We start from the raw sequence: 21,723 nt of genomic DNA, 5'->3' as shown, positions 1-21,723 counted from the left end.
GTCGGGGTTTCCGACACGGGTGGGCTTGTGGTCTGAGTCAGCGGCGATTCCGAGACCGTGGCCGTCGGTGACACCGTGTCCGTGGGAACGTCGGTCGGCACATCTGTCGGCACGTCGGTCGGCGGAAGCGTGTCCGTCGGCGTCGGTACGGGCTGACAGGTGAACGTGGCCGTCACTGTCTCTGTGACAGTCGGGCCGGGCTCGGTGACCGTGGGACCTGGCTCGGTGACCGTGACGGTCGCCTGCTCTGTCACCGTTGAAGTCACGGTCACCGTCGCGGCCGGAGCCTCGGTGTCGGTGGCCGTGGGGCTGGCCGTCACCGTGACGGTCGGCCAGGGCAGCGGCGTCATGCTGACGGACGCCTTGCCCCTCTTCTTGTACGTGCCCTTGCCCAGTTTCTTCGTGGACGTTCCCGCGCCGGTGGTGACCGGGACCTCCGTGCTCGCGGTCTTACACGACTTGCTCTTGCACACCCTCTGCTTGACGGTGAAGCGCGCCGCCCCGTCGTACTTGACGGAAACGTTCAGATAGGAGACGCCCTTCTTCTTGACGACCTTCGTCTTGGCGGTGTAATCCCCGACTGTGGGACTCTCTGAAGGAGTCGGGCTTGTCGTCGTCGGGGCGGTGACTAACGCCACCTGCGCGCCTAGTGCGCCTAGAGGGCTGTCGGTGGATAGGGGATCGGTCGCTGACGTCTGGGTAATCGCAGCTCCGCCGGCTCCTGCCAGTGCGACGGTGCCGAGCAGCGCGCCCAGGATGGAGAATCTCATAATCCTGCTCTTTGGGAGATTTCAGGACGCAGATCATTATTCCGACTTGTCAAGATTGGTCAAGACTGAGACGCATGGACAGGCGCTTCCGGTTCCGGCGTGCGGCGAACTACATCAACCTCGCCACTCCGCTCGGACTGCTGATCTCTGTCATCGGTGGCACGTCCAGGCAGCCTGGTCCCAACGGGCTCATCCTGGCCTTCGGCTACCGCTACCGCTTTCCCATCGCGGGGGCGTTCACCGTGGGAAATGTGGTCCTGACCAAGTGGAACGCGCTCGACGAGCGGCTCATCCTGCATGAGGACCGGCACGCCAGCCAGTGGGCCTGGTGCGTCGGGCTGCCCATGCTGCCGCTCTATCTGATCTCGATGCTCGTCTCGGTGATCGTCTGTGGGCATCAGGCTTCGTACAACCTTTTCGAGCGACTCGCGGATCTCGATGACGGCGGCTACCCCCGGGAACCCCTGCGCTGGCGCCGGCCGACCGGCGACGCGTGACACCCCTCACCCGGGTGGGGCGCAGTCCTCGGGGTGGCGTAGTTCGGGCGGCGAGTGGTGCGGGTTTTCGGGTGGCGCACGGTGCTGAGTGATGCGGGGGCCCGGTGGCGAGCGATGCGGGTGCCCGAGCGATGAGGTGGTACGGCTCTTTGAGTGGTGCGTGTGTGGGCTATCGGGGGTGGTCGGTCAGGGGTTGGGGTGCTTCAGGTGCGAGGGGCGGTCTGTCGGGGTGGTGGCTTGCGCCCAGGACGAGGGCGAGGATGGCCAGGCCGGAGATCGCTCCGGCGCAGAGGATCGAGGCGGTCGACGGGGTCACGAGCGTGATGCCGGCCAGGGCCAGAGCTGAGACGGCGGTGGCTAAGGCGAGGTAGGTCCAGGTCGCCAGGCGTACGAGCCGGAGGCGGACGTGCTCGGGGTGCGGCGTGCGGGACAGGAGCCACGCCAGGGCCGGCAGGAGCAGGATGCCGTGCATGAACACGGCGTGGGCGGGCTTCAGCGTCACGGCCACCGTGTAGGCGAGCTGCTGGTTACCGGTCACCACCTCCACGACGCCACGGGCGATCATGACGGCGCCGAAGGCCATGGCCGCCAGCAGGGTCGCGAATCCGGCGCGCACGGCCAGGCGGGTGCTCGGGGCGAGCTCCGGATCGGGGCGGAACGCGGCGATCGTCATGATGATCACGATGGCGATGAGGATGCCGCCGCCCGCCGCCAGGGTCCTCGCTATGGCTGTGTCGAGGCCGGTCTCCATGTTGAAGTGGGACGGGACGCCTCGCCACGTCTGGAGGGTGATCAGGGCCACCTCCAGCGCGGAGGCGATCGCGAAGGCGCCGGTCAGCAGCCGGCGGGCGCGCAGCCGGATGAAGGTGGAGACCCAGGTCAGGGTCAGGACGCTCAGCCCGAACGACACGCCGAACGTGAACGGCTTGCGCCACGAGACCGCGCCCTCCCACGGGCCGCCGTCCACGACGAACACGCCCAGGTGGACGAGGCCCGCGAGCATCAGCGCGACTCCGATGAGATACCAGAGGCGATTCATGGCGCCATGGTGGCAGGCGGGTGGTGCTGGGCGCGTCGGCCCTGGGGTTGGACCGCGGCTACGACCGTGGTCGTATGGCCAGGGGAGAGCTGCCGCTGGCCATCAGGGGCCAGGGAAAGGCTGTTGGTTATCAGGGGCCAGGGGAGAGCTGCTGGTCACACGTCGGAGGAGAGCTGCTGCCGGTCACAGGTCAGAAGGGAGCTGCCGGTCGTGGGGTCAGGGGAGGGACTGCTGGTCGTGGGGTCAGGGGGAGAGGCGCAAGGTGTGTACGGCAGCCCGCTTGACCGATTCCGGCTTCGAGCGCATCGGCAGTAATTCCCCCTTGGCCCACGCCTCCGCCTGATCCCAGTAGTTCTCGTGGAAGGCGTGCCCGGAGGCCCCCGTCAGGTTGATCCACTGGGACTTGTCCAGGTCCGACAGGTCGATGATCATGCGCATCGACGGCACGGCCGTGACCGCGTAGTCTCGCTGGACGTTCCAGCCCGTCGCGTTCACGGCGTCCTTGCTCCCCGGCGCCGCGATCGGCCCCCGGTTGAACAGCGCCTCGACCGGCCCGATCCCCGAGGTGCCCAGCGAGCCGTTGACCAGTTCGAGCTGGTGCAGGTCGCCCCAGCGCCACGACTTGACGTCCGTCCCGAGCCGCTCGGCGAGCTCCTGGTGCGCGGAGGCCAGCGCCTGGCGCAGGATGTCGTCCCTGGTCTCCGTACGGTTCTTCGTCGTCACGTCGTCCCAGAACGGGTCGGACGGGGCGTCGAGCAGCCGCCTGACCACTTCGTACCAGCGGTCCCCGCCGCTCGGCCTGGCCTGCTCGGGCAGGTCGTCGTTGAACGTCAGCGTCAGCACCTGACGCCAGACCGCGTTGAAGTAGGCGGCGGGGGCGGAGTCGAGCCCCTGCGTACGGTCCCACGTTTTCAGCAGCTCCCTGGCCGCGCCGCTAGGCCCCGCCAGGTCCACCCGCATCAGCGCGGGGACGAGCGTCTCCGCGAAGCCGTTGTAGGTGTCCTGCTGGATCGCCGACATGGTCGCCGCGTCGACCTTGCCGCTCTTGATGGCCTCCTTGACGCGGTCGCGGATGCGCTCGGAGCGGTAGCCGTGCGCCCAGTCCTCGGTCAGCAGCGGCTGGTAGCGCTTCGGGTCGATGACGGCGTTGTTCGCGGTCACGACGAACCCCTCAGCCGGGTCCTCGACCGAGGGCAGCTGGTCGTAGGGGATGGGGGCGGTCTTCCAGTCGTACTCGCCGGTCCAGCCGGGCACGGGCCAGGTGCCGTCGCCACGCAGGCGTACGGGGATGCGCCCCGGCGCCTGGTAGCCGATCTTGCCTGAAGTGTCGGCATAAATCAGGTTCTGGGAGGGGACGTCGAACAGCGCCGCCGCGGCCTTGAACTCGTTCCAGTCGCCCGCCCTGTTCAGCGCGAAGACGGCGTCCATCGTCCGGCCGGGCGTCAGCGCCGTCCATTGCAGCGCGACCGCGTTGGCCTCGCCGTCCGGCCGCGCGTCCTCGATGACCTCGTTGATCAGCGGGCCGTGCAGGGTGCTCTTGACGGTGATCGTGACGGGGGAGCCGCCCGCCACCTTGATCTGCTCCTGCCTGGTCTCCAGCTTCTGCTGCTCGCCCTTGTGGAGGTACGTGTCGCCTTCCACCTTCTCCAGGAACAGGTCGGCCACGTCGGGACCCAGGTTCGTGAACCCCCAGGAGATCTTGTCCGTGTGCCCGATGATCACGCCGGGCATGCCGGAGAAGGTGAACCCGGTGACGTCGTACGGGCACTCCTCGGTGATCTTCCGGCAGTGCAGGCCCGCCTGATACCAGACCGACGGCATCTGCGCCGACAGGTGGGGGTCGTTGGCCAGCAGCGGCTTGCCGCTGGCGGTGTGCTCGCCCGAGATCACCCAGGAATTGGACCCGATGCCGTCGCGGTCCTCGGTGCCGATCATGTCGGGGACGGCGCCGAGGGTCGCGGCCCCCTGGGTGAGCGCCGGGGTGGCGCGCCGGCGCGGCTCGGCCCGCTGGTCGAAGCGTCCCCGGTCGATCGTGCCCTCGTTGACGATCGTGGCGTGCCTGTCGTACGGGTAGCCGGGGTAGAGCTGCTCGACCCGCTCCTTGGGCAGCTTGGTCAGCGCGAGCGCGCGGTCGATCTCGTCCTCCATGTTGGAGCGCAGGTCCCACGCCATGGCCTTGAGCCAGGCCACGGAGTCGACGGCGGTCCACTTCTCCGGCCGGTAGTCGCCGTTCTGGAGCTTCAGCACGGAGTATTCGAGGCTGCGGTCGGAGGCGTTGGGGTTGGCGGCGAGCCAGGCGTTCACACCGTTCGCGTACGCGTTCAGGTAGTCCTGGGTGTCCTGGGCCAGCTCGGGCACCTCCTGCTCGGCGACCTTGCGCCAGCCCATGGTCCGCAGCGCCTTGTCGGTGCCGAGCGTGGTCTTGCCGAAGAGCTCGGAGAGCCGCCCCGCGGTCGTGTGGCGGCGGAAGTCCATCTCGTAGAAGCGGTCCTGCGCGTGGACGAACCCCTGCGCGGTGAACAGGTCCGCGGCGGTGTCGGCGTAGATGTGCGGAATTCCTGATTTATCGCGATAAATCTCCACACTTCCGGTTAGTCCGGGGAGCCGCAGCGATCCGTCCACCTGCGGGAACGACTTCCGCACCGTGTAGACGAGCACCCCCGCCAGCACGAGGGCAAGTGCGAGAAGCACGGTCAACACCCGAGCGAACCACCGCAATGGCCGCGGCATCCACGCATAGGGCCTCACCGACACCTCCATCTTGCTGCCGAACTGGCACTAAGTCTGACAGCCCGGAATCACTACTCCGTCCGCTCGCACACTCCTGCAAAAGGGGCGATACGGCCGATGACCAGGGGAATCACCCGAGCGGCGTCGATCATGATCCAAAGCGTGGGCCGGTCAGCTCCAGCTCTGGCCCTCCGGCGTGTCGGACACGCGCACCCCCAGCTCGGCCAGCTCGTCCCTGAGCTGGTCGGCGGTCTCCCAGTCACCGGCCTCCCTGGCCCTGGCCCGCGACTCCAGCAGCTGCCCGGCCCCCGGCGGCAGCGTCGGCGACTTGCCGATCTCCGTCGACAGGTCCAGCCCCAGCACCTGGTCCAGGTGCAGGAACGACTCGAGCTTGGCCCCCGGCGCCACCGACTCGTCGCGCTCCAGCTCCCGCAGGACCCGCAGGGCCGAGGGCAGGTCGAGGTCGTCGTCGAAGGCGGTCTCGACCCGCTCCACGTAGTGGGCCGCCATGGGCGCGCTCGGCGACTCCGACCATTCGGCCACCCGCGCCCGCCACCTGCGCACCGTGCGGTCGGCCGCGCGCAGGGTGTCCCAGGTCAGGTTGAGCTGCTGCCGGTAGCGGTGCTCCAGGAACGCCATCCGCACGGCCAGCGGATCGAGCCCGGCCGCGACCACGTCGGACAGCAGCACCACGTTCCCCGTGGACTTGGCCATCTTGCGCCCGTCGAACAGCAGGTGCTCGCCGTGCACCCAGTGCCGTACGACCTCGTGCCCGGCCACCGAGTCGGACTGGGCCCGCTCGTCCTCGTGATGGGGGAAGCGCAGGTCCATGCCGCCGGTGTGCAGCTCGAAACGCGAGCCCAGGAACCGCAGCGACATGGCCGAGCACTCCACGTGCCAGCCGGGGAAGCCGCGGCCCCACGGCGTGTCCCAGGTCAGCTCGCCCTCAGCGGGCTTCCACAGGGCCCAGTCGGCGTGGAAGCGCTTGCGCGGATCGACGCCCTCGATGCGGTGCGCGGGCTTCAACGCGTCGAGGCGGTTGCCGGAGATCTCGCCGTACGACGGGAAGGTGCGTACGTCGAAGAAGACCGACCCGTCGGGCACCGTGTACGCGTGCCCCTTCTCGATCAGCTTGGCGATCAGCTCGACCATCAGGTCGATCGTCTCGGTCGCCCGGGGCGTGTGCTCGGGCGGGCGCAGGTTGAGCGCCGTCGTGTCGCTCCTGAACGCGTCCTCGTAGAAGCGGGCGAGCTCGCTCACCGAGCGCCCCTCGGCCCGCGCCTGGGCGAGGACCTTGTCCTCGCCCTCGCCCCCGATCTCCTCGGGGTCCTCGGCGAGGTGACCGACGTCGGTGATGTTCTGGCAGACCACCACGCGCACCCGCCGCCGCTCCAGGACCCGTCTGATCAGGTCGGACAGCAGATAGGTCCGCAGGTTGCCCACGTGCGCGTAGCGGTAGACGGTCGGGCCGCACGTGTACATCCGCAACGCCCGCCCGGCGGCGATCTGCTCGACCTGCCTGGCGCGCGTGTCGTAGATCCGCAACATCTCCCGAGCTTAGCCCGGCGTCATCCGCCCAGGAAACCGAGTATGTCCCGGTCACCGCGCTCGCGCAGCCTGGCCACGACCTCCTCGCGCGAGGCCATGTCGGACAGCCCGATCCTGGCTCCGATCAGCCGCAGCCCCTCCAGCTCCGAGTGGACCGGAGCGGTGTAGCCGAGGAGGTAGAGAGCCCGGTTCACGGGCGGCATCGCGATGGGGGCGGCCGGCAGGTAGCGGGTCAGCAGCTCGCCTCCGTCCGACACGGTCAGGAAGACGTGGTCGCCCTCGTTCGCCTTGAAGTCCACCAGCACGTTGCGGATCGACCCCATGGTGGGCTGGTTGTGCCAGCTGATCACCACGTCGCCGGACGGCGTCGAGGCGGTGAGCTGCCCGCCCGGGGCCATCCCGAGATAGGCGGCGAACCCCGTCGGCAGCGGCGATCCCGAGCCGCGCAGGTGCTCGGCGTTGACGTCCACGCGGTGCCACCAGCGCCCGTCGCGGGAGCGGAAGCTGCGCCGGGTCTCCGAGACGTCCTTGCGCGGCTGGTACGGCTCCACCTCCCCGCTCGGCGAGGTGCCGGCCACCCGGATCCAGCCCCGCTGCGTCCGCTCGAACCCTGGACCGCCCGAGTACGCGCGCACCGAGCTCTCGCTGACGTCGTAACGCGAGGTCAGGTTGGCCACGATCGTGCTCACCGAGGCCTCGCCCCCGGCCCGCTCGATCTCCCTGGCGATCATCTCCCTGATCCCCAGGTATTCGTCGCCGCCCCACCTGGTCAGCCCGTACTTGTTCCGGTCGACCCGGTGGAAGCGCTCGTCGGCGGTGAGCTGGTTGCGGATGCCGACCAGGCTGTAGTCCTCGCCGATGCGCTCCTGGATCTCCTCGGGAGACAGCGGCGCGCCGGCCACCGCCAGCACCGCCTCGGCCTTCTCGTTGATGCTGCGCGGCCACGGGACCACGTGCAGGCCGAGCACCCGCAGCTGCGGCACGGCCAGGATCCACCGCTCGGCCACGTCCTCGCGGACGCCGAGCTGGGCGACCATGGACACGGCCTCGCCGAGCGGGCGCGGGCCGTCGGCGAACAGCTGGCGCGTCTTCTCCCTCAGCTCGTCGGCCCCGCCCGCCACGAGCCACCCGTCGGACTGCTCGTAGCCGGTCAGCAGCGTGCGCACGAACCGCCACGCCGGGATCCCCAGCGACCGCAGCTCGGTCCGGTGCCACGGCACGGCGGCCTGCAGATCGTCGGCGGGCACGGCGGACCCCAGCCGGCCGCGCAGCCAGGACACGTGCGCGACCAGCGCCGTCGCGGCGGCGCCGCCCAGCCACGCCTCCACGTGGTCGCGCAGGTCGCGCTCGATCTGCCTGATCCGCTCCCTCGTCACGGAGAAGCGCTGCGCCAGCTCGTCCAGCGTGGCCCGCTGCGCCGCGTACAGCCGGTCGCGGGCGATGGCCCGCTGCCGGTCGTCCAGCGCGCCGAACAGCTCGTCGATCACGTCGGGCAGCGGCCTGTCCGGCCTGGAGGGCGCTGGCACGGCCTCCGGCACGGGTTCGAGCAGCCGCTCGAACACGCCGCTGAACAGTTTCTGCACCACGTCCTTGCCCAGCGTCTCCGGCGAGCGCTCGGCCTCGGCGGGGTCGGAGAATCGCAGCAGCGGCAGGATGTCGCCGAGCAGCAGATGCCCCCAGCAGGCCACGGCCAGGTCGGCCAGGTGGCCCGCCACGGTCTGCGTACCGACGATGGCGCAGGCGCGATCGAGGGGAATCGCCTGCCACCAGGCCTCGGGCAGCTGGGGCTCCTCCACGATCGGCGCGATCTGACCAGGGGAGGTCCAGCGCAGGGGTGGCGCGAGGTCGCTCAGGCTGAGGTTCATTGAGGTCCAACCGGCAAAGGGTAGATATCCGCAGTTCAGACTATGTGATCAGAGGGGTAGAAACGGGCTGCCTCTTCCGGAATGGGAGATATAGAGCATCGATCGAGCGCGGGTGCAGGCGACGAACAGTATGCTCCGTTCGCGTTGCAAGGCACGAGCCCGGGCTTCGGGCTCGTCCGGCAGCGGCTCGGGGACCACGCCCTCCGCCACGCCGATGAGTGCCACCCGCTCGAACTCGAGTCCCTTGAGATGCTGGAAGGTCGAGGCCCGCACGGACAGGCCGGTCAGCGCCCGTCTGGCGTCCCTGACGAGCCGGGGCGTACGCGCTCCGACGGCGATCTCCTCGGCGGGCACGCCGTCGGCCAGCCATGACTCGACCGTGGTCCGCAGGCCGGCCAGCTCCGACTCCGGGGTGTCGTACGCCCTGACCATCGGGCGCTCGCCGTTGTGCGTCGCGCGGTATCCGTACATCTCGGTCATGCCCTTGACCAGGCCGCTCGTGGGGCCGCCGCCGCGCAGCCGCACCACGAAGGACAGCAACTCCTGGGGCAGGCGGTAGGAGAGCCTGAGCGAGTGCTGGAGCGCGGGGATGCCGACCGCGCCGAGCGCCACCCGCGTGTCGGTGACGCGCTGGTGCGGGTCGCCGACCACGAACAGGTCGTCGTGCGCGTGCGGCGCCGCCGCGCGCAGCAGCCGCCACTGCGCCGGGCTGATGTCCTGTGCCTCGTCCACCACAATGTGACGGTACGGCTTACGGCCGGGATCCACGTCGTCAAGCAGATCTCCGGTCGCGATGGACAGCAGCCTGAGCGCCTCGTTCGTCAGCTCGGCCAGCGAGCGCGCCCCCGGCCCGACCAGCGGGGGACGGCGGCCCTCCGCGTCGGACACGATCCGCATGGCCAGGCGTTCCGCGTTGTCCACCTCGACCCGCTTGCGCAGGATGTCGTCCTCGATCAGCTGGTCCAGCCGCGCGGACAGCTCCTCCGCCAGCCCTTGCGAGAACGTCACCAGCAGCACCGGGCCCGAGCCGTGCGCGGCCAGGTGGGCGGCCCGGTGCAGGGCGGTGACGGTCTTGCCGGTGCCCGCCCCGCCCACGACCAGCACGGGATGCTCGTAACGGGCGGCCCTGGCCAGGCGGTGCTGCGGCGGGTACAGGAACGTGCACCACGAAGGCGCGTTGAGCACCCGGTCCAGCGCCAGCTTGTCGGGGACGAACGCCGCCTGGTCGGGGCTGCGCAGCAGCGCGGCGTACAGGTCCTCGGAGTCGACGGGACCGGTCTCCCCTTCGGTCGCGCGCCAGGCGTCCAGCTCGCGCCACGCCTCGGCGAGCGAGCCGCCGCGCGCCAGCACGGCCAGCGGGAGGTGCTGGGTGGGCGGCAGCAGCGGTTCGAGCGCGGCCACGTCGGCCTCGGTGGTGATCAGCCTGAACAGCGGCAGCGCGTGCGCGTCCAGGCCGAGCCCGAGCAGGTCGCCGTCGCAGATCGCGTCGAACAGCCCGTGTGATCTCGCGGATCTGCGTAATGCGGGCTCGACGCGTTCGAGGGCCTCGGCGTCCCACTCCTCGACGACGCCGATCGCCGGGTTGACGCCGTAGCGGTGGCGGCGGGCGTACGACCAGGCGTCGGGGCCGGGCAGTACCGTACGCAGCCAATAGACGTCCCGCTGCCGCACCACCACCCCACGATGCCCCTCGGCCAGCCGCAGCGTCGCGACCCGCGGGTCACGGGCGCCCCTGACCCGCTCGGGGTGCGGGGCGCCGGAGACGTTCAGCAGGAACCTGCGCAGCGCGACCACGGCGTCCCTGCGCACCGGCTGGGCCAGTGCGCTGAGCTCCCCGGGAAACTCGGGGCCGATCGCGAGCCGCGGCACCGGCTCAGTCCAGCAGGGCGAGCAGGTCGCGGTCTCCGCGCTCGCGGAGCCTGTTGAGCAGATCCGGCAGGCTTACCGGCCCCGTCATGCCGATCCTGGTCGCGATCACCCTGGCCGCCTGATCTCGGGTGCCGCCCGGGGCCGTGTAACCGACCAGGCGGAGCGCCTTGGTGATCTTCTCGGCCCCCTGCGCGGCGACCGGCAGGTGGCGGGCTCTCAGCACGCCCTCGTCCGACAGCGTCAGGAACAGGTGCCCGCCCTCGCGCGCTCCCACGTCCACGAGGAGGCGTTCGATGGATTCGAGCACCGGCCTGCCGTGCCACACCATGGTCAGCTCGCCGGCGGCGCTTCTGACCGTCCTGCTCTCGCCGGGCGAGAGCCCCAGGTACGACGCGAACCCCGTCGGCAGCGCGCACTCGCCGCCCGCCAGCTGCTCGGCGGTCACGTCGATGCGCAGCCACCACCGCCCGTCGGGCTGCCTGAAGCAGCGCCGGGTCTGGGAGACGTCCTTCAGCGGCTGGTACGGCTTGCCGGACTCCTCACCGGTGCCCCCGTTGGTCTCGCCCGCCGGGGGCGTGACCGGGATGAACGCCTGGAACTGCGGCGGTCCGGGCGGAGGCGGGGGAACCTGGATCGGGCCGAACGCCGACGGCGCCTGCTCGACCTGGGCCGGCTGCTCTTCGGGCGGGCCTGACATCGTGGCCAGCACGAACTGCCACGCCGGCACCTCCAGGGCCCGGATCTCCACGTTGTGCCAGGTGGCAGCGCCGATGAGCTGCTCCTTGGGCGCGGTGGGGCCCAGCGTCCTGACCAGCTCGTCCAGATGGGCCCGGTACGGGGCCGCCTCCTCGCTGGCCAGCCACTGGTCCAGTCGGGCGCGCAGCTCGGTCTCCGTGGCGGAGATCTCGGCCGGGGGCACGGCGAAGAGCTTGGCGAGCTGGTCCACGGCCGAGGGCTCGTCGGTGAAGACGCGGTTCTGGGCCACGGCCCAGCTCTTGTCGTCCAGGCCGGCGAACGCGGCCTCGATGAGCTCGGGCAGCGGCTCCGGGTGCTCCTGGCCGCCGGCCGCGGACCGGTCGGCCTCGTCCGGCTGCTCGCCGGACTCCCGGGCCGCCGCGAACGCCGCCGCGAGCTCCGGCGCCTCCTCGGCATCCTGGGCTTCCCCGGGCTCCTGGGCGTGCGCGAACTCCTGCGCATCCTCGGGCTCCCGGGCGGGCTCCTGAGCGGGCTCCTGGGCGTCGGCGCCGGCTTCCCCGGGCTCCGGCGTCGCGGCGGGCTCGGCGGCTTCGTCCTCGTAGGCGGCTTCCGCAGGCTCCGGACGCTCGCCGACGCCCTGGGCCTCCAGTGCCGCCGCCTCCTCGGCCGCGGGCAGCGGCGCGGGCTCGTCGGCGGCGCCGGGCACCGGCTCGGGCTCGGCGGCCTCCTCGGCGAGGGGCTCGGCATCGGCGTCCAGCACCGGCCGGTGCGCGTCCTCGTAGGAGGCGGCATCCTCCGGCGCGCCCTCGTACGACGCCGCACGCTCGTCCTCGGCGTCCCTGGCCTCGTGCTCGGCTTCGTCCCCGGCCTCGTCCTCGGACACGTTCTCCGCCTCGGCACGCTCGTCCGTGGCCTCAACCCCAATTTCGGGCTCAGGCTCGGACTCCGCGATGGGCGCGCCTTCGGCATGCGCGAAAGGCTCGGCGTGCCCGGACTCTCCGGCCCGGGCCTCGCCCTCGTCCGGCGTCGCCGGCTCCGGATGAGCGGCGGCGGGCTCAGAGCCCTGCTCCGCCGCGACCGGGCCGGAGGTGGCCTCATCAGTCGCGGGCACGTGCTCCGGCCCGTCTGCGACCGGCTCAGGCTCGTCGGCGGGCACAGCGGCGGGCACAGCGGCGGGCACGGCACCGGCCTGTGCCGGCCGGGCGAGCTCCGCGGGCGCGGGCGGGTGCGCCGCGTGCGGGTGCGGGATCCGCACCAGGACCGCGGAGAACAGCGTGTTCAGCACCGGGCGCGCCTGGATGAAGGGCTGGTCGACCAGCTCCCTGCTGGTCAGCGCCAGCAGCCCGGCCCACGAACCCGCCCGGTCGAGCGCGATCGCGACGGCGGGCTCGTCGGCCTCCTCCGGGTCGAGTACGTGCAGCGACGGCAGCACGTCGCCGATCGCCGCCGCGGGCCAGTGCTCCAGGGCGATCTCCGTCAGCAGCTCGCCCAGCGACTCGGGGCCGATGGCGGCCAGGACATGCGGCATGGGCAGGCTGCGCCACCACGCATCCGGCAGGTCCGGCTGCCCGGTGAGTAGCGTGATCGTCGACGCGTCGCTCCACCTCAACGGTGGTACGAGGTCGCTCAGGCAGAAGTTCATCCCGTTCCGTTCACCAGCCCCTCACGCCGCCGCAGCGGTGCAGCCATAATCTCGCCGCCCACGGAACAGACCATAGTCCGGCAAAACAGCCCTACGCATCCTGCACGACGCATCAACGCCGAACAGCGGCAAAGCGTAGACGCACGTAGTCGGCCATCCAGCCTGTTTCCCTGCGAAGAGCGGGCGCGGCCAGCTCGTTGACCCGTCGGAGCAGGGGCTCCACGATCTCGGGCGGGAGCCCTTCGAGCACCGACGAGGCGAACATGCGCACCCAGTCGGCGGCCCCGCCGGGGCACTCGTCGAGCGGGGTGGGCCGATCGAAGTATTCGAGCAGCCTGACCACGAACCCCTCCTGCTCGAGGCGGCGGGCGTACTCGGCAGGCGTGGGAAAGTACCACGGCAGCTCGGGCTCGCGCAGGCCGTATTCGCGCCAGGCGGTCAGCATCGCGGCGGTCAGCTCGGCACAGTTGCCCGATCCGCCCATTTCGGCGATGAAACGACCGCCCGGGGTGAGCGCCTCGCGCACGTTGGCGATCACGGCGGCGGGATCGCGGCTCATCCAGTGCAGCGCCGCGTTGGAGAAGACCGCGTGGTACGGGTCCACCACGGAGAAGTCGTGCCCGTCGCCGATGATGAAGTCGATGCCCGGGTACTGCGCCAGCGCCTTCTCGATCATCGCGGCCGAGCCGTCGATGCCCAGCACGTCCGCGCCTCTGAAGGCGATCTGCGCGGTGAGCACGCCGGTGCCGCATCCGAGGTCGAGCACGCGTTCGCCCGGGCGCGGGTCGAGCAGGTCGACCAGCGGCGCGCCCTGGGTGGAGACGTAGCCGAAGCTGCTGTCGTAGGCGCGACTGTTCCACCGCTCCAAGCTCGGTGTGTCATATCGCAAGACGATCAGCTCTCATTCGTCAGACATCGGGCCCCCGTGGCCGTGCTGTCTGCTCACTTTAGAGCCTGATCGTCCCTACGACATATCAAGTCACAACGGACTCATCCCACACTCTTGGTCCATTCCTTCTTCAGGTACGCCTTCGCCGCGTCTGCCTGGGGAATCGTCATCAGAACCGGCGGACCGGACGCCTTGGGCAATTTGCCCGCCTGCTCGGTGTCGAGCGTGCCCTTCATGAGCATGGCCTCGCCGCGCGCCGGGCGGGCGTACCCCTTCTGGAGCAGGTTCTGGCCCTCGTCGGAGAACAGGAACTCCTGCCACAGCCGGGCCGCGGCCGGATGCGGCGCCGCCTTGTTGATCGCCTGGACGTGGTAGTCGCCGAGCTGCGCGTCCCGGGGGATCGTCACCTTCCACGCCTCGGGCTGCGCGGCGCTGCGGGCGGCGTTCAGGTGGTCCCAGGCCACGATCACGTTGGCCTTGGCCGGGTCGGTGAGCCGGCCCTCCCGCTTGAGCTTGGCGAACAGCGCGACGCCCTGCTCGGGCTGCGGCGTGCCGGACCGCATGGACGCGGCCATCACGCCGTCGAACGCCGCCGCCGAGCGCAGCGGGTCGCCGTCGAGCGCGACGCGGTGGCCGGGTTTGAGCAGGTCGGCGAACGTGGCCGGCGCCTTGACCTCGCGGGGGTCGTACCCGATGGACATGTAGCCGCCGTAGGCGGCGTACCAGGCGCCGGACGGGTCCTTCACGTCGTCGGGCAGGTCCTGCCAGCCCTGCACCTTGTACGGGGCGAACTTGCCGGCCGCGGCCCCGGTCACGGCGACGTCCATGGTCAGGTCGAACACGTCGGGCTTGAGCTGGGCGGCGGCGTCCAGCTCGCGCTTGCTGCTGGCGCCGGGCTCCAGCTCGTTGACCTTGATGTCGTACTTGTCGGCAAAGGTGTCGATGAGCTCGCCGAAGTTCACCCACTCGCGGGGCAGCGCGATCACGTTGAGCTGGCCCTCGCGCTTGGCGGCCTCGACGAGGCGCTCCTTGGTGGCGAAGCCGTCCTTCATCGAGCCCGCCTGGACGTTGACCGGCGGAAGAGTCTTGTCGGACTGCGGCGAGGTCGATTCTGTGGACGACGCGCCGCATCCGGCGCTGGCGAGGATGGCTGCTGCGGCGGCGCAGGTACGTACGGTCACAGAACGAATACTTACTGTTACATCCGTCCAGGTCGAGGAGGCGCGACCGGAACGACCTTGGCGGCGACCAGGGTTTCCTCAAAGATCTCCACCAATGTGCCATCCTTTTTACGGACAGCGAGCACGCCGCCCTCCCACGACTCGAGGATGCCGACCGCATCGCGAAACCCGTCCGGGACGCGCCTTCGAGTGGTGATGCGTGCGCCTATGTCCTGAGTTGTGATGCTGATGACAAGGCGTGCGGCCACGAGTTTGCCACCCTCCGTTTCGGCCAGCTGGCAAGCACGGCAATACTAGGGCCTAGCAAACCGCGGTCAGAGTCATGCCATGGTGCGGAGAAGAAGGAGCTCGAGGTGACCTACGTCATCGCGCAGCCTTGCGTGGACGTCCTGGACAAGGCGTGCATCGAGGAGTGCCCCGTCGATTGCATCTACGAGGGCGAGCGCATGCTTTACATCCACCCCGACGAGTGCGTGGACTGCGGCGCGTGTGAGCCTGTATGCCCCGTCGAGGCCATTTTCTATGAGGACGACCTTCCTGAGCAGTGGAAGGACTTCTACAAGGCGAACGTGGACTTCTTCGAGGACCTCGGCTCGCCCGGTGGCGCCTCGAAGGTCGGGAAGATCGAGAAGGACCACCCGGTGGTCTCGGCCCTGCCGCCGCAGGCCGAGGAGCACTAGCCAGTCCTGTCACGCCGTGCACGGGGGCATCCGGATCGGGTGCGCCCCGTTCGCGCGGTGTGCCTTTGCGCCTCGTGGGGCAACGCGAGACCCTGGAGAAACGTGAACAAACTGCCTGACTTCCCCTGGGATCGGCTTGAGCCGTACAAAGAGCGGGCGCTCGCGCATCCCGACGGCATCGTCGACCTCTCGGTCGGCACGCCCGTCGATCCGGTGCCGCAGATCGTCCAGGAGGCGCTGACCGGGGCGGCCGACAGCCCCGGCTACCCGCTCACCCACGGCACCAAGGCCCTGCGCGAGGCCGCCGCCGGGTGGCTGCGGCGCAGGCACGGCGTCACGGTCGATCAGCAGGACGTGCTCCCGCTGATCGGCTCCAAGGAGTTCGTCGCCTGGCTGCCCACCTACCTGGGCGCTGGACGGGTGGTCTTCCCCGAGCTGGCCTACCCCACCTACGACGTGGGCGCCAGGCTGGCCGGCGCGGTGGCCACCGCCTCCGACAGCACGCTCGCGGCCGGCCCCGAGCACGTGGACCTGATCTGGGTCAACTCGCCGGGCAATCCCACGGGGCGGGTCCTGCCCGCCGAGCACCTGCGCAAGGTGGTGTCCTGGGCCCGCGAGCGCGGCACGGTCGTGGCCTCCGACGAGTGCTACATCGAGCTCGGCTGGGAAGAGCAGCCGATCTCCATCCTGCACCCCGACGTCTGCGGCGGGTCCCACGAGGGCCTGCTCGCCGTCCACTCGCTCTCCAAGCGCTCCAACCTGGCCGGCTACCGCGCCGGGTTCGTGACGGGCGACCCCGTCCTGGTCAAGCGGCTGCTGGAGACGCGCAAGCACGCCGGCATGATCATGCCGGCCCCGGTCCAGGCGGCGATGACGGCCGCGCTCGGCGACGACGAGCACGCCGACCGGCAGCGCGAGCGCTACGGCGCCCGCCGCGCCGTGCTGCGTCCCGCGCTGGAGCGGGCGGGGTGGACCATCGACCATTCGACGGCAGGTCTGTACTTCTGGGCATCGAACGGGCAGAACGCCTGGGATCAGGTGGCCAAGCTCTCCGAAATAGGCATTTTGGTCGCGCCGGGAGAGTTCTACGGATCGGCAGGTGGGCGGCACATCCGCATCGCTGTCACCGCCACTGATGAGCGGATCGGTGCGGCGGTCGCGCGGCTCCAGTAGGATCCCGCCTCAAGGCCCACCGAACGGGCTTGACACGCATAAATTGATAAGGGCATTTGCCGAGGCAGACCGCGAGTGGAGCGAGCTGATCGATGAGCATGACCTCCATGGTCGTACTCGGGCTGAGCATCGCCACCATCCTGCTGCTGTTAGGGGCATTTCTGGCCACCCTGCGGCAGGACAGGAAGGGCCGCACCAGCGCGGCGCCGGTAGAGATCGTCGCTCCCGTCGAGACCCCGCTGCCGGCGCCCGTGAGCGTGCCCGCGCATGCCGGATCCGACTACACCGACCCGCGAACGATCCAGGTCGGCGACCGGATCGAGGTGCATGGATCGCCTGCCCGCGTGCTCGGCGCCATGCACGTCTCCTGGCAGGGCACGCAGTGGATCGAATATCTGCTGCGTGATTCCCGCCGGCGCCTGCAGTGGCTGTCCGTCGAGGTCCTCGCGGGCGACCCGCCCCACCTGGAGGTCCAGCTCTGGACCGACGTGCCCACGCAGGGCATGGTCCCGGCCAAGAGCATGCTGATCATGGAGGGCGTGGAGTTCTTCCCGTTCGAGCGCGGCACGGCGGCGTTCAGGAGCGAGGGCGACACCGGGAACGCCGAGCGCGGGCTGCTCGACTTCGCCGACTACCGCGCGTCCGACGGGCGGCTGCTGTCCTTCGAGCGCATCCAGGGCGGCAAATGGACGGCCAGCTACGCCCAGCCTCTGCCGCCCGGCTCGATCTCCATCGTCCGCCGCGCGTCCTGAGGCCCGCGGGCCCGGATCAGGACAGCTCCACCTGGCGGTTGCCGGACTTCCCGCCCGCCTGCCAGCCGGTGAGCCGCATGTCGTTGGACCAGGTGGCGCCGCCGTAGCCGACCCGGCTCAGCGCGTATTTCTCGGCGTGGGCCACCGACCAGGCCGCCACCAGCCAGCCGCGCTTCTTCGTGGTGATCGCCGTGCTGCCGAGCGCCCTGGCGAGGTGCTTGCGCGCCTCGGTGGCCTTCGCCTGCGGCACGGGCGACTTGCCCGGCGGATACCAGCAGTGGACGGCCTGGGGGACACGCCCGGTGAACGCGCCGGCCAGGATCTTGGCGTCGCTCTCGTGCGGCGCGTACGCGTAGCCGCCCGCCGAGCGCTGCACCGCCTGCGCCGCCTCGGCCAGCGGCAGCTTGCGGTAGTTCTTCACCTTGACCAGCGCGGCGAAGAACTTGTTCGTGGCGTAGACCGGGTCCATGATCTGCTTCTCGGTGCCCCACCCCTGCGACTCGCGCTGCTGGAACACGCCGACCGAGTCGCGGTCGCCGTGGTCGAGGTTGTAGAGCTTCGACTCCTGCAGCGCCGTCGCGTACGCGATCACCACGGCCCGCTCGGGCAGCCTGCGCCGCGCCGCGACGGCCGCGATGGTGGCCGAGATCTGCGCCTGCTCGGGTGCGAGGTAGAGCTCGCCGTCAGGAGTGCGCGCGGTGCAGTGAGCCTCCGGAACGACCAGCGGGGCCGCCTTCTTCAGCAGGTGGTACAGGCCCACGGAGATGCCCACCGCGAGCACGACGACGATGATCGCGATGGTGATGACTCCACGGGAGAAGCGCAGGCGCACCCTGAAAAACCTACCCGGCCGGATAAGCTCCGTGGCCATGAGTCACGTGAGCACCTCGTCACCGATGCCCGCGGTCGTGGACGAGCTGTGGGAGCGCCGCGCGGAGCTGTCGCCCGCCGACGTCGAGGCGCGCCACCTGGTGGTCGGCGCGGTGGACCTGCTCGACAGGGGCGAGGCCAGGGCCGCCCGCCTGGTCGGCGGCGAGGTGGTCGTGGACGAGCGCGCCAAACGTGCGATCCTGCTCAGCTTCAAGGTCCTGGGCATGGCCCGCTCGCAGGTGGGGGACTTCCACCACCACGACAGGCACCCGCTGAAGAGCTCCTTCGACGGGGTGCGGGTGGTGCCGGGCGCGATCGCCCGCTGGGGCTCCTACCTGGCGCCCGGCGTGGTGCTGATGCCGTCGTTCACGAACATCGGCGCGTACGTCGACTCGGGCACCATGATCGACACGTGGGCCACGGTCGGGTCCTGCGCCCAGATCGGCAAGAACGTCCACCTTTCGGGCGGCGCGGGCATCGGCGGGGTGCTGGAGCCGCCCAACGCCGTCCCGGTCGTGGTGGAGGACGAGGCGCTGATCGGCAGCAGGGCGATGATCGTCGAGGGCGCCAGGGTGGGGCAGGGCGCGGTCGTCGGCGCTGGAACGATCCTCTCCGGCTCGATCCCGGTGATCGACGTGCAGACGGGCGAGGAGCTGGCCCGTGGCAGGATCCCCGCCTGGTGCGTGGCCGTCGGCGGCACCAGGCAGAAGGAGTTCCCCGGCGGCACGTTCGGGCTGCCGTGCGTGCTGGTGCTCAGGCACCTGGAGCCGGGGCAGCGGCATGACAAGGCGGCGCTCAACGAGGTGCTGCGCGAACACGGAGTGAACACCTGATGCTTGACCTGACGCAGGACGTACGCGCGCTGACCGCCGCGATCGTGGACATCGAGTCGGTGAGCGGCGCCGAGCGGCCGCTGGCCGACGCGGTCGAGAAGGCGCTGGCCGCGTTGCCCCACCTCAAAGTCGACAGATCGGGCGAGACCGTCGTCGCCCGCACCGAGCTCGGCCGGTCGGAGCGGGTGCTGATCGCGGGCCACCTCGACACCGTCCCCGTCGCGGCCAACCTGCCCAGCCGGGTGGATGGCGACCTGCTGTACGGCTGCGGCACCTCCGACATGAAGGCCGGCGTGGCGGTCGCGCTCAAGCTGGCCGCCACCGTGCCCGCCCCGAACAGGGACGTCACGTACGTCTTCTACGACTGCGAGGAGATCGAGGCCGAGCGCAACGGCCTCACCCGCGTCGCCACGGACCATCCCGGCTGGCTGGCGGCCGACTTCGCGGTGCTGATGGAGCCGACGGACGGCGTGATCGAGGGCGGCTGCCAGGGCACGCTGCGCGCCGAGATCACCGTGCCGGGCAAGCGGGCCCACAGCGCCAGGTCGTGGTTCGGGGTCAACGCCATTCACGGGATCGAGCCGGTGCTGGCCAGGCTGAACGCCTACGAGGCGCGGCAGCCGGTGGTCGACGGGCTCGAATACCACGAAGGGCTGAACGCGGTCGCCGTGCACGGTGGGGTGGCGGGCAACGTCATTCCCGATCTGTGCGTGGTGACCGTCAACTACCGCTTCGCGCCCGACCTGACGATCGAGGGGGCGCAGGCGCACGTGCGCGAGGTGTTCGACGGGTTCGAGGTGAGCTTCGTGGACGCCGCGCCCGCGGCCAGGCCGGGGCTGACGCATCCGGTGGCGGCGGCCTTCACCGCCGCGGTCGGCGGCACGCCGCGCGCCAAGCTGGGCTGGACGGACGTCGCCCGCTTCTCCGCGCTGGGCGTCCCCGCCGTGAACTACGGGCCGGGCGACCCGAACCTGGCGCATCAGCAGGGGGAGTACGTGTCGCTGCCGAAGATCGTCGAGAGCGAGCGGGCGATGCTGGACTGGCTCACAATATGAAAGTGGCCTTCCTCGCCGGCCATTTGGCGGGGAAGACCACTTTCAGTCCCGAGCAGCACCCTCGGCTGTTAGACGCGGGGGAGTCGAAATTCGGTTCCCTGCTTTTTTCAAGATTTTTTAATTGCCCGTGTTGCCCTGTCCACCAGGCGTTTCGCGGCCGCTTGCGAAGACGGCTAGCGTGATCCGCATGGAACAGTCACGTCGGGAACGCCGTCAGGGACAAGCGGTCGTGCGCGGCAGCCTCGTCCCCAACTCCACGCACGACCAGCGCCTGCTGGAGCGCCAGGGTCCCTCCGACTGGGTGCACATGGACCCGTGGCGGGTGCTGCGCATCCAGGCCGAGTTCGTGGAGGGCTTCGGGCAGCTCGCCGAGCTGCCGCCGGCGGTCACGGTCTTCGGCTCGGCCCGCACCACCACCGACTCATCCGACTACGTGACGGGCGTGCGCCTGGGCCGGGCGCTGGCCGAGGCGGGCTACGCCGTGATCACGGGCGGCGGGCCCGGCGTCATGGAGTCCGCGAACAAGGGCGCGCGCGAGGTGCCCGGCGCGGTGTCGGTCGGGCTCGGCATCGAGCTGCCCTTCGAGCAGCGCATGAACGACTACGTCGACCTCGGCATCGAGTTCCGCTACTTCTTCGTGCGCAAGACGATGTTCGTCAAGTACTCCTGCGGCTTCATCGCGCTGCCCGGCGGGTTCGGCACGCTCGACGAGCTGTTCGAGGCGCTCACCCTCGTCCAGACGCGCAAGGTCACCTCCTTCCCCGTCGTGCTCATGGGCACGGAGTTCTGGGGCGGGCTGCTCGACTGGATCAAGGGCACCCTGCTCAGCACGGGCAAGATCGCGCCGCAGGACCTCGACCTGATCAACGTCACCGACGACGTGGACGAGGCGGTCCGCATCATCGCCGACGCCGACCGAGCCCGTTCCAAGCAGCGCCAGGAGGAGCAGGAGGCTGCCGCGGCCCAGCGCGCGGAGCCCCAATAGGCTCTTTATGTGAACATCTGCGTCTTCTGCGCCTCCAGCCTGAAAATCGATAAGAAGTACCTCGATCTGGCCGAGCACGTGGGCACGGAGCTCGCCAAGCGGGGGCACACCCTGGTGAGCGGCGGCGCCACCGTCTCCTGCATGGGCGCCGTCACCTCGGCCACCCGCGCGGCCGGCGGGCGCACGATCGGCGTGATCCCCCAGGTCCTGGTCGACATCGAGGTGGCCGACCAGGAGTCGGACGAGCTGATCGTCACCGACGGCATGCGCGAGCGCAAGGGCCTCATGGACGAACGCTCCGACGCGTTCCTCGTGCTGCCCGGCGGGATCGGCACGCTGGAGGAGCTGTTCGAGATCTGGACCGCCAGGGTGCTCGGCATCCACGACCGGCCGCTGGTGGTCCTCGACCCCTGGGGCCTGTACGAACCGCTGCGGGCGCTGATCGGCAACATGTACGACGAGGGGTTCACCCGGGCCAACGTCTTCGACGCGATCTCCTTCACCACCACCGTGGACGAGGCGTTCGCCCACCTGGAGGCGCGGGCACAGCCGGTCAGGCCCAGCGTCGCCGAACTCGGCGAGGCCACCCCCTGAGCGGCGCGGCGGACGGCGCGTGACCTGGGCGGTCGCCGCGTCCACTGAGTCCGGA

The 21,723-nt window shown here is 70.3% G+C and carries 18 protein-coding genes and 1 pseudogene; 8 read left to right on the top strand and 11 right to left on the bottom strand.

Annotated elements, in window-relative coordinates:
- Positions 1–770, bottom strand: a pseudogene (locus tag ETD85_RS26090) (hypothetical protein); the annotation flags it as partial.
- A gap of 74 nt (positions 771–844) precedes the next feature.
- Here ETD85_RS26090 and ETD85_RS26085 point away from each other — a divergent pair.
- Positions 845–1,267, top strand: a complete 423-nt coding sequence (locus ETD85_RS26085; protein ID WP_138692413.1) for a hypothetical protein — start codon at positions 845–847, stop codon at positions 1,265–1,267.
- A gap of 169 nt (positions 1,268–1,436) precedes the next feature.
- Here the strand turns inward: ETD85_RS26085 and ETD85_RS26080 are convergent, their stop codons facing one another.
- The 9 genes from ETD85_RS26080 to ETD85_RS26040 form a co-directional block, all read right to left on the bottom strand.
- Positions 1,437–2,306, bottom strand: coding sequence for a hypothetical protein (locus tag ETD85_RS26080; protein ID WP_206058575.1), 870 nt, complete (start codon positions 2,304–2,306; stop codon positions 1,437–1,439).
- A gap of 243 nt (positions 2,307–2,549) precedes the next feature.
- Positions 2,550–5,036 (bottom strand): penicillin acylase family protein, encoded by a 2,487-nt coding sequence (locus tag ETD85_RS26075; RefSeq protein ID WP_138692419.1) that lies wholly within the window; start codon positions 5,034–5,036, stop codon positions 2,550–2,552.
- Between the two features lie 171 nt (positions 5,037–5,207).
- Positions 5,208–6,584, bottom strand: a complete 1,377-nt coding sequence (cysS, locus tag ETD85_RS26070; protein ID WP_138692412.1) for a cysteine--tRNA ligase — start codon at positions 6,582–6,584, stop codon at positions 5,208–5,210.
- Positions 6,585–6,604: 20 nt separating this feature from the next.
- A complete protein-coding gene (locus ETD85_RS26065; RefSeq protein WP_138692411.1) occupies positions 6,605–8,449 on the bottom strand; it encodes a sigma factor-like helix-turn-helix DNA-binding protein in 1,845 nt (614 codons plus the stop codon).
- A 48-nt stretch (positions 8,450–8,497) separates the two neighbouring features.
- On the bottom strand, positions 8,498–10,318 hold the full coding sequence (locus ETD85_RS26060; protein ID WP_138692410.1) for a UvrD-helicase domain-containing protein: 1,821 nt from the start codon (positions 10,316–10,318) through the stop codon (positions 8,498–8,500).
- Between the two features lie 4 nt (positions 10,319–10,322).
- Positions 10,323–12,656 carry a hypothetical protein gene (locus ETD85_RS63285; protein WP_170246841.1) on the bottom strand — a complete coding sequence of 778 codons (2,334 nt, stop codon included), beginning with the start codon at positions 12,654–12,656 and terminating at the stop codon, positions 10,323–10,325.
- Between the two features lie 112 nt (positions 12,657–12,768).
- The gene (locus ETD85_RS26050) at positions 12,769–13,545 is read right to left on the bottom strand and encodes a class I SAM-dependent methyltransferase (RefSeq protein ID WP_138692409.1); all 777 of its coding nucleotides are present in this window, start codon (positions 13,543–13,545) and stop codon (positions 12,769–12,771) included.
- A 101-nt stretch (positions 13,546–13,646) separates the two neighbouring features.
- A complete protein-coding gene (locus tag ETD85_RS26045) occupies positions 13,647–14,726 on the bottom strand; it encodes an ABC transporter substrate-binding protein (RefSeq protein ID WP_240779424.1) in 1,080 nt (359 codons plus the stop codon).
- Between the two features lie 17 nt (positions 14,727–14,743).
- Positions 14,744–14,974 carry a putative acetyltransferase gene (locus ETD85_RS26040; RefSeq protein WP_138692408.1) on the bottom strand — a complete coding sequence of 77 codons (231 nt, stop codon included), beginning with the start codon at positions 14,972–14,974 and terminating at the stop codon, positions 14,744–14,746.
- Between the two features lie 105 nt (positions 14,975–15,079).
- Between ETD85_RS26040 and fdxA the strand changes: the two genes are divergently transcribed.
- The 3 genes from fdxA to ETD85_RS26025 all read left to right on the top strand — a co-directional run bounded on the left by fdxA (position 15,080) and on the right by ETD85_RS26025 (position 17,331).
- Complete coding sequence (gene fdxA / locus ETD85_RS26035; protein WP_138692407.1) at positions 15,080–15,406, top strand: ferredoxin; 327 nt, start codon at positions 15,080–15,082, stop codon at positions 15,404–15,406.
- Between the two features lie 102 nt (positions 15,407–15,508).
- Entirely contained in the window at positions 15,509–16,579 is a 1,071-nt protein-coding gene (gene dapC / locus ETD85_RS26030; protein WP_138692406.1) for a succinyldiaminopimelate transaminase, read from the top strand.
- Between the two features lie 92 nt (positions 16,580–16,671).
- Positions 16,672–17,331: a DUF4178 domain-containing protein gene (locus ETD85_RS26025; protein WP_240779423.1), complete on the top strand. Its 660-nt coding sequence runs from the start codon at positions 16,672–16,674 to the stop codon at positions 17,329–17,331.
- 16 nt (positions 17,332–17,347) lie between these two features.
- On the opposite strand, the gene ETD85_RS26020 is transcribed toward ETD85_RS26025, so the two are convergent.
- A complete protein-coding gene (locus ETD85_RS26020; RefSeq protein WP_240779422.1) occupies positions 17,348–18,163 on the bottom strand; it encodes a hypothetical protein in 816 nt (271 codons plus the stop codon).
- Between the two features lie 37 nt (positions 18,164–18,200).
- On the opposite strand from ETD85_RS26020, the gene ETD85_RS26015 reads away from it, so the two are divergent.
- From ETD85_RS26015 to ETD85_RS26000, 4 genes are all read left to right on the top strand, one after another.
- On the top strand, positions 18,201–19,034 hold the full coding sequence (locus ETD85_RS26015; protein ID WP_138692405.1) for a 2,3,4,5-tetrahydropyridine-2,6-dicarboxylate N-succinyltransferase: 834 nt from the start codon (positions 18,201–18,203) through the stop codon (positions 19,032–19,034).
- Positions 19,034–20,089, top strand: a complete 1,056-nt coding sequence (dapE, locus tag ETD85_RS26010; protein ID WP_138692404.1) for a succinyl-diaminopimelate desuccinylase — start codon at positions 19,034–19,036, stop codon at positions 20,087–20,089. The genes ETD85_RS26015 and dapE overlap by 1 nt, the downstream gene beginning before the upstream one ends.
- A 187-nt stretch (positions 20,090–20,276) precedes the next feature.
- A complete protein-coding gene (locus ETD85_RS26005; RefSeq protein WP_138692403.1) occupies positions 20,277–21,074 on the top strand; it encodes an LOG family protein in 798 nt (265 codons plus the stop codon).
- Between the two features lie 9 nt (positions 21,075–21,083).
- Positions 21,084–21,668: an LOG family protein gene (locus tag ETD85_RS26000; RefSeq protein ID WP_138692402.1), complete on the top strand. Its 585-nt coding sequence runs from the start codon at positions 21,084–21,086 to the stop codon at positions 21,666–21,668.
- Positions 21,669–21,723: the final 55 nt, after the last annotated feature.

It is taken from the genome of Nonomuraea zeae, from assembly GCF_005889725.1.
Classification (GTDB): domain Bacteria; phylum Actinomycetota; class Actinomycetes; order Streptosporangiales; family Streptosporangiaceae; genus Nonomuraea; species Nonomuraea zeae.
Note: the sequence above shows the minus strand (reverse complement) of the source record. Positions and strands in the feature narration are given on the sequence as shown.

Bases quoted from the DNA above. Each gene is read 5' to 3' on its own strand.
- ETD85_RS63285 (WP_170246841.1), bottom strand. From the start codon at position 12,656: ATGAACTTCTGCCTGAGCGACCTCGTACCACCGTTGAGGTGGAGCGAC.
- dapE (WP_138692404.1), top strand. From the start codon at position 19,034: ATGCTTGACCTGACGCAGGACGTACGCGCGCTGACCGCCGCGATCGTG.
- ETD85_RS26075 (WP_138692419.1), bottom strand. From the start codon at position 5,036: ATGCCGCGGCCATTGCGGTGGTTCGCTCGGGTGTTGACCGTGCTTCTC.
- ETD85_RS26005 (WP_138692403.1), top strand. From the start codon at position 20,277: ATGGAACAGTCACGTCGGGAACGCCGTCAGGGACAAGCGGTCGTGCGC.
- ETD85_RS26015 (WP_138692405.1), top strand. From the start codon at position 18,201: ATGAGTCACGTGAGCACCTCGTCACCGATGCCCGCGGTCGTGGACGAG.
- ETD85_RS26085 (WP_138692413.1), top strand. From the start codon at position 845: ATGGACAGGCGCTTCCGGTTCCGGCGTGCGGCGAACTACATCAACCTC.
- ETD85_RS26065 (WP_138692411.1), bottom strand. From the start codon at position 8,449: ATGAACCTCAGCCTGAGCGACCTCGCGCCACCCCTGCGCTGGACCTCC.
- ETD85_RS26080 (WP_206058575.1), bottom strand. From the start codon at position 2,306: ATGAATCGCCTCTGGTATCTCATCGGAGTCGCGCTGATGCTCGCGGGC.
- ETD85_RS26025 (WP_240779423.1), top strand. From the start codon at position 16,672: ATGAGCATGACCTCCATGGTCGTACTCGGGCTGAGCATCGCCACCATC.
- cysS (WP_138692412.1), bottom strand. From the start codon at position 6,584: ATGTTGCGGATCTACGACACGCGCGCCAGGCAGGTCGAGCAGATCGCC.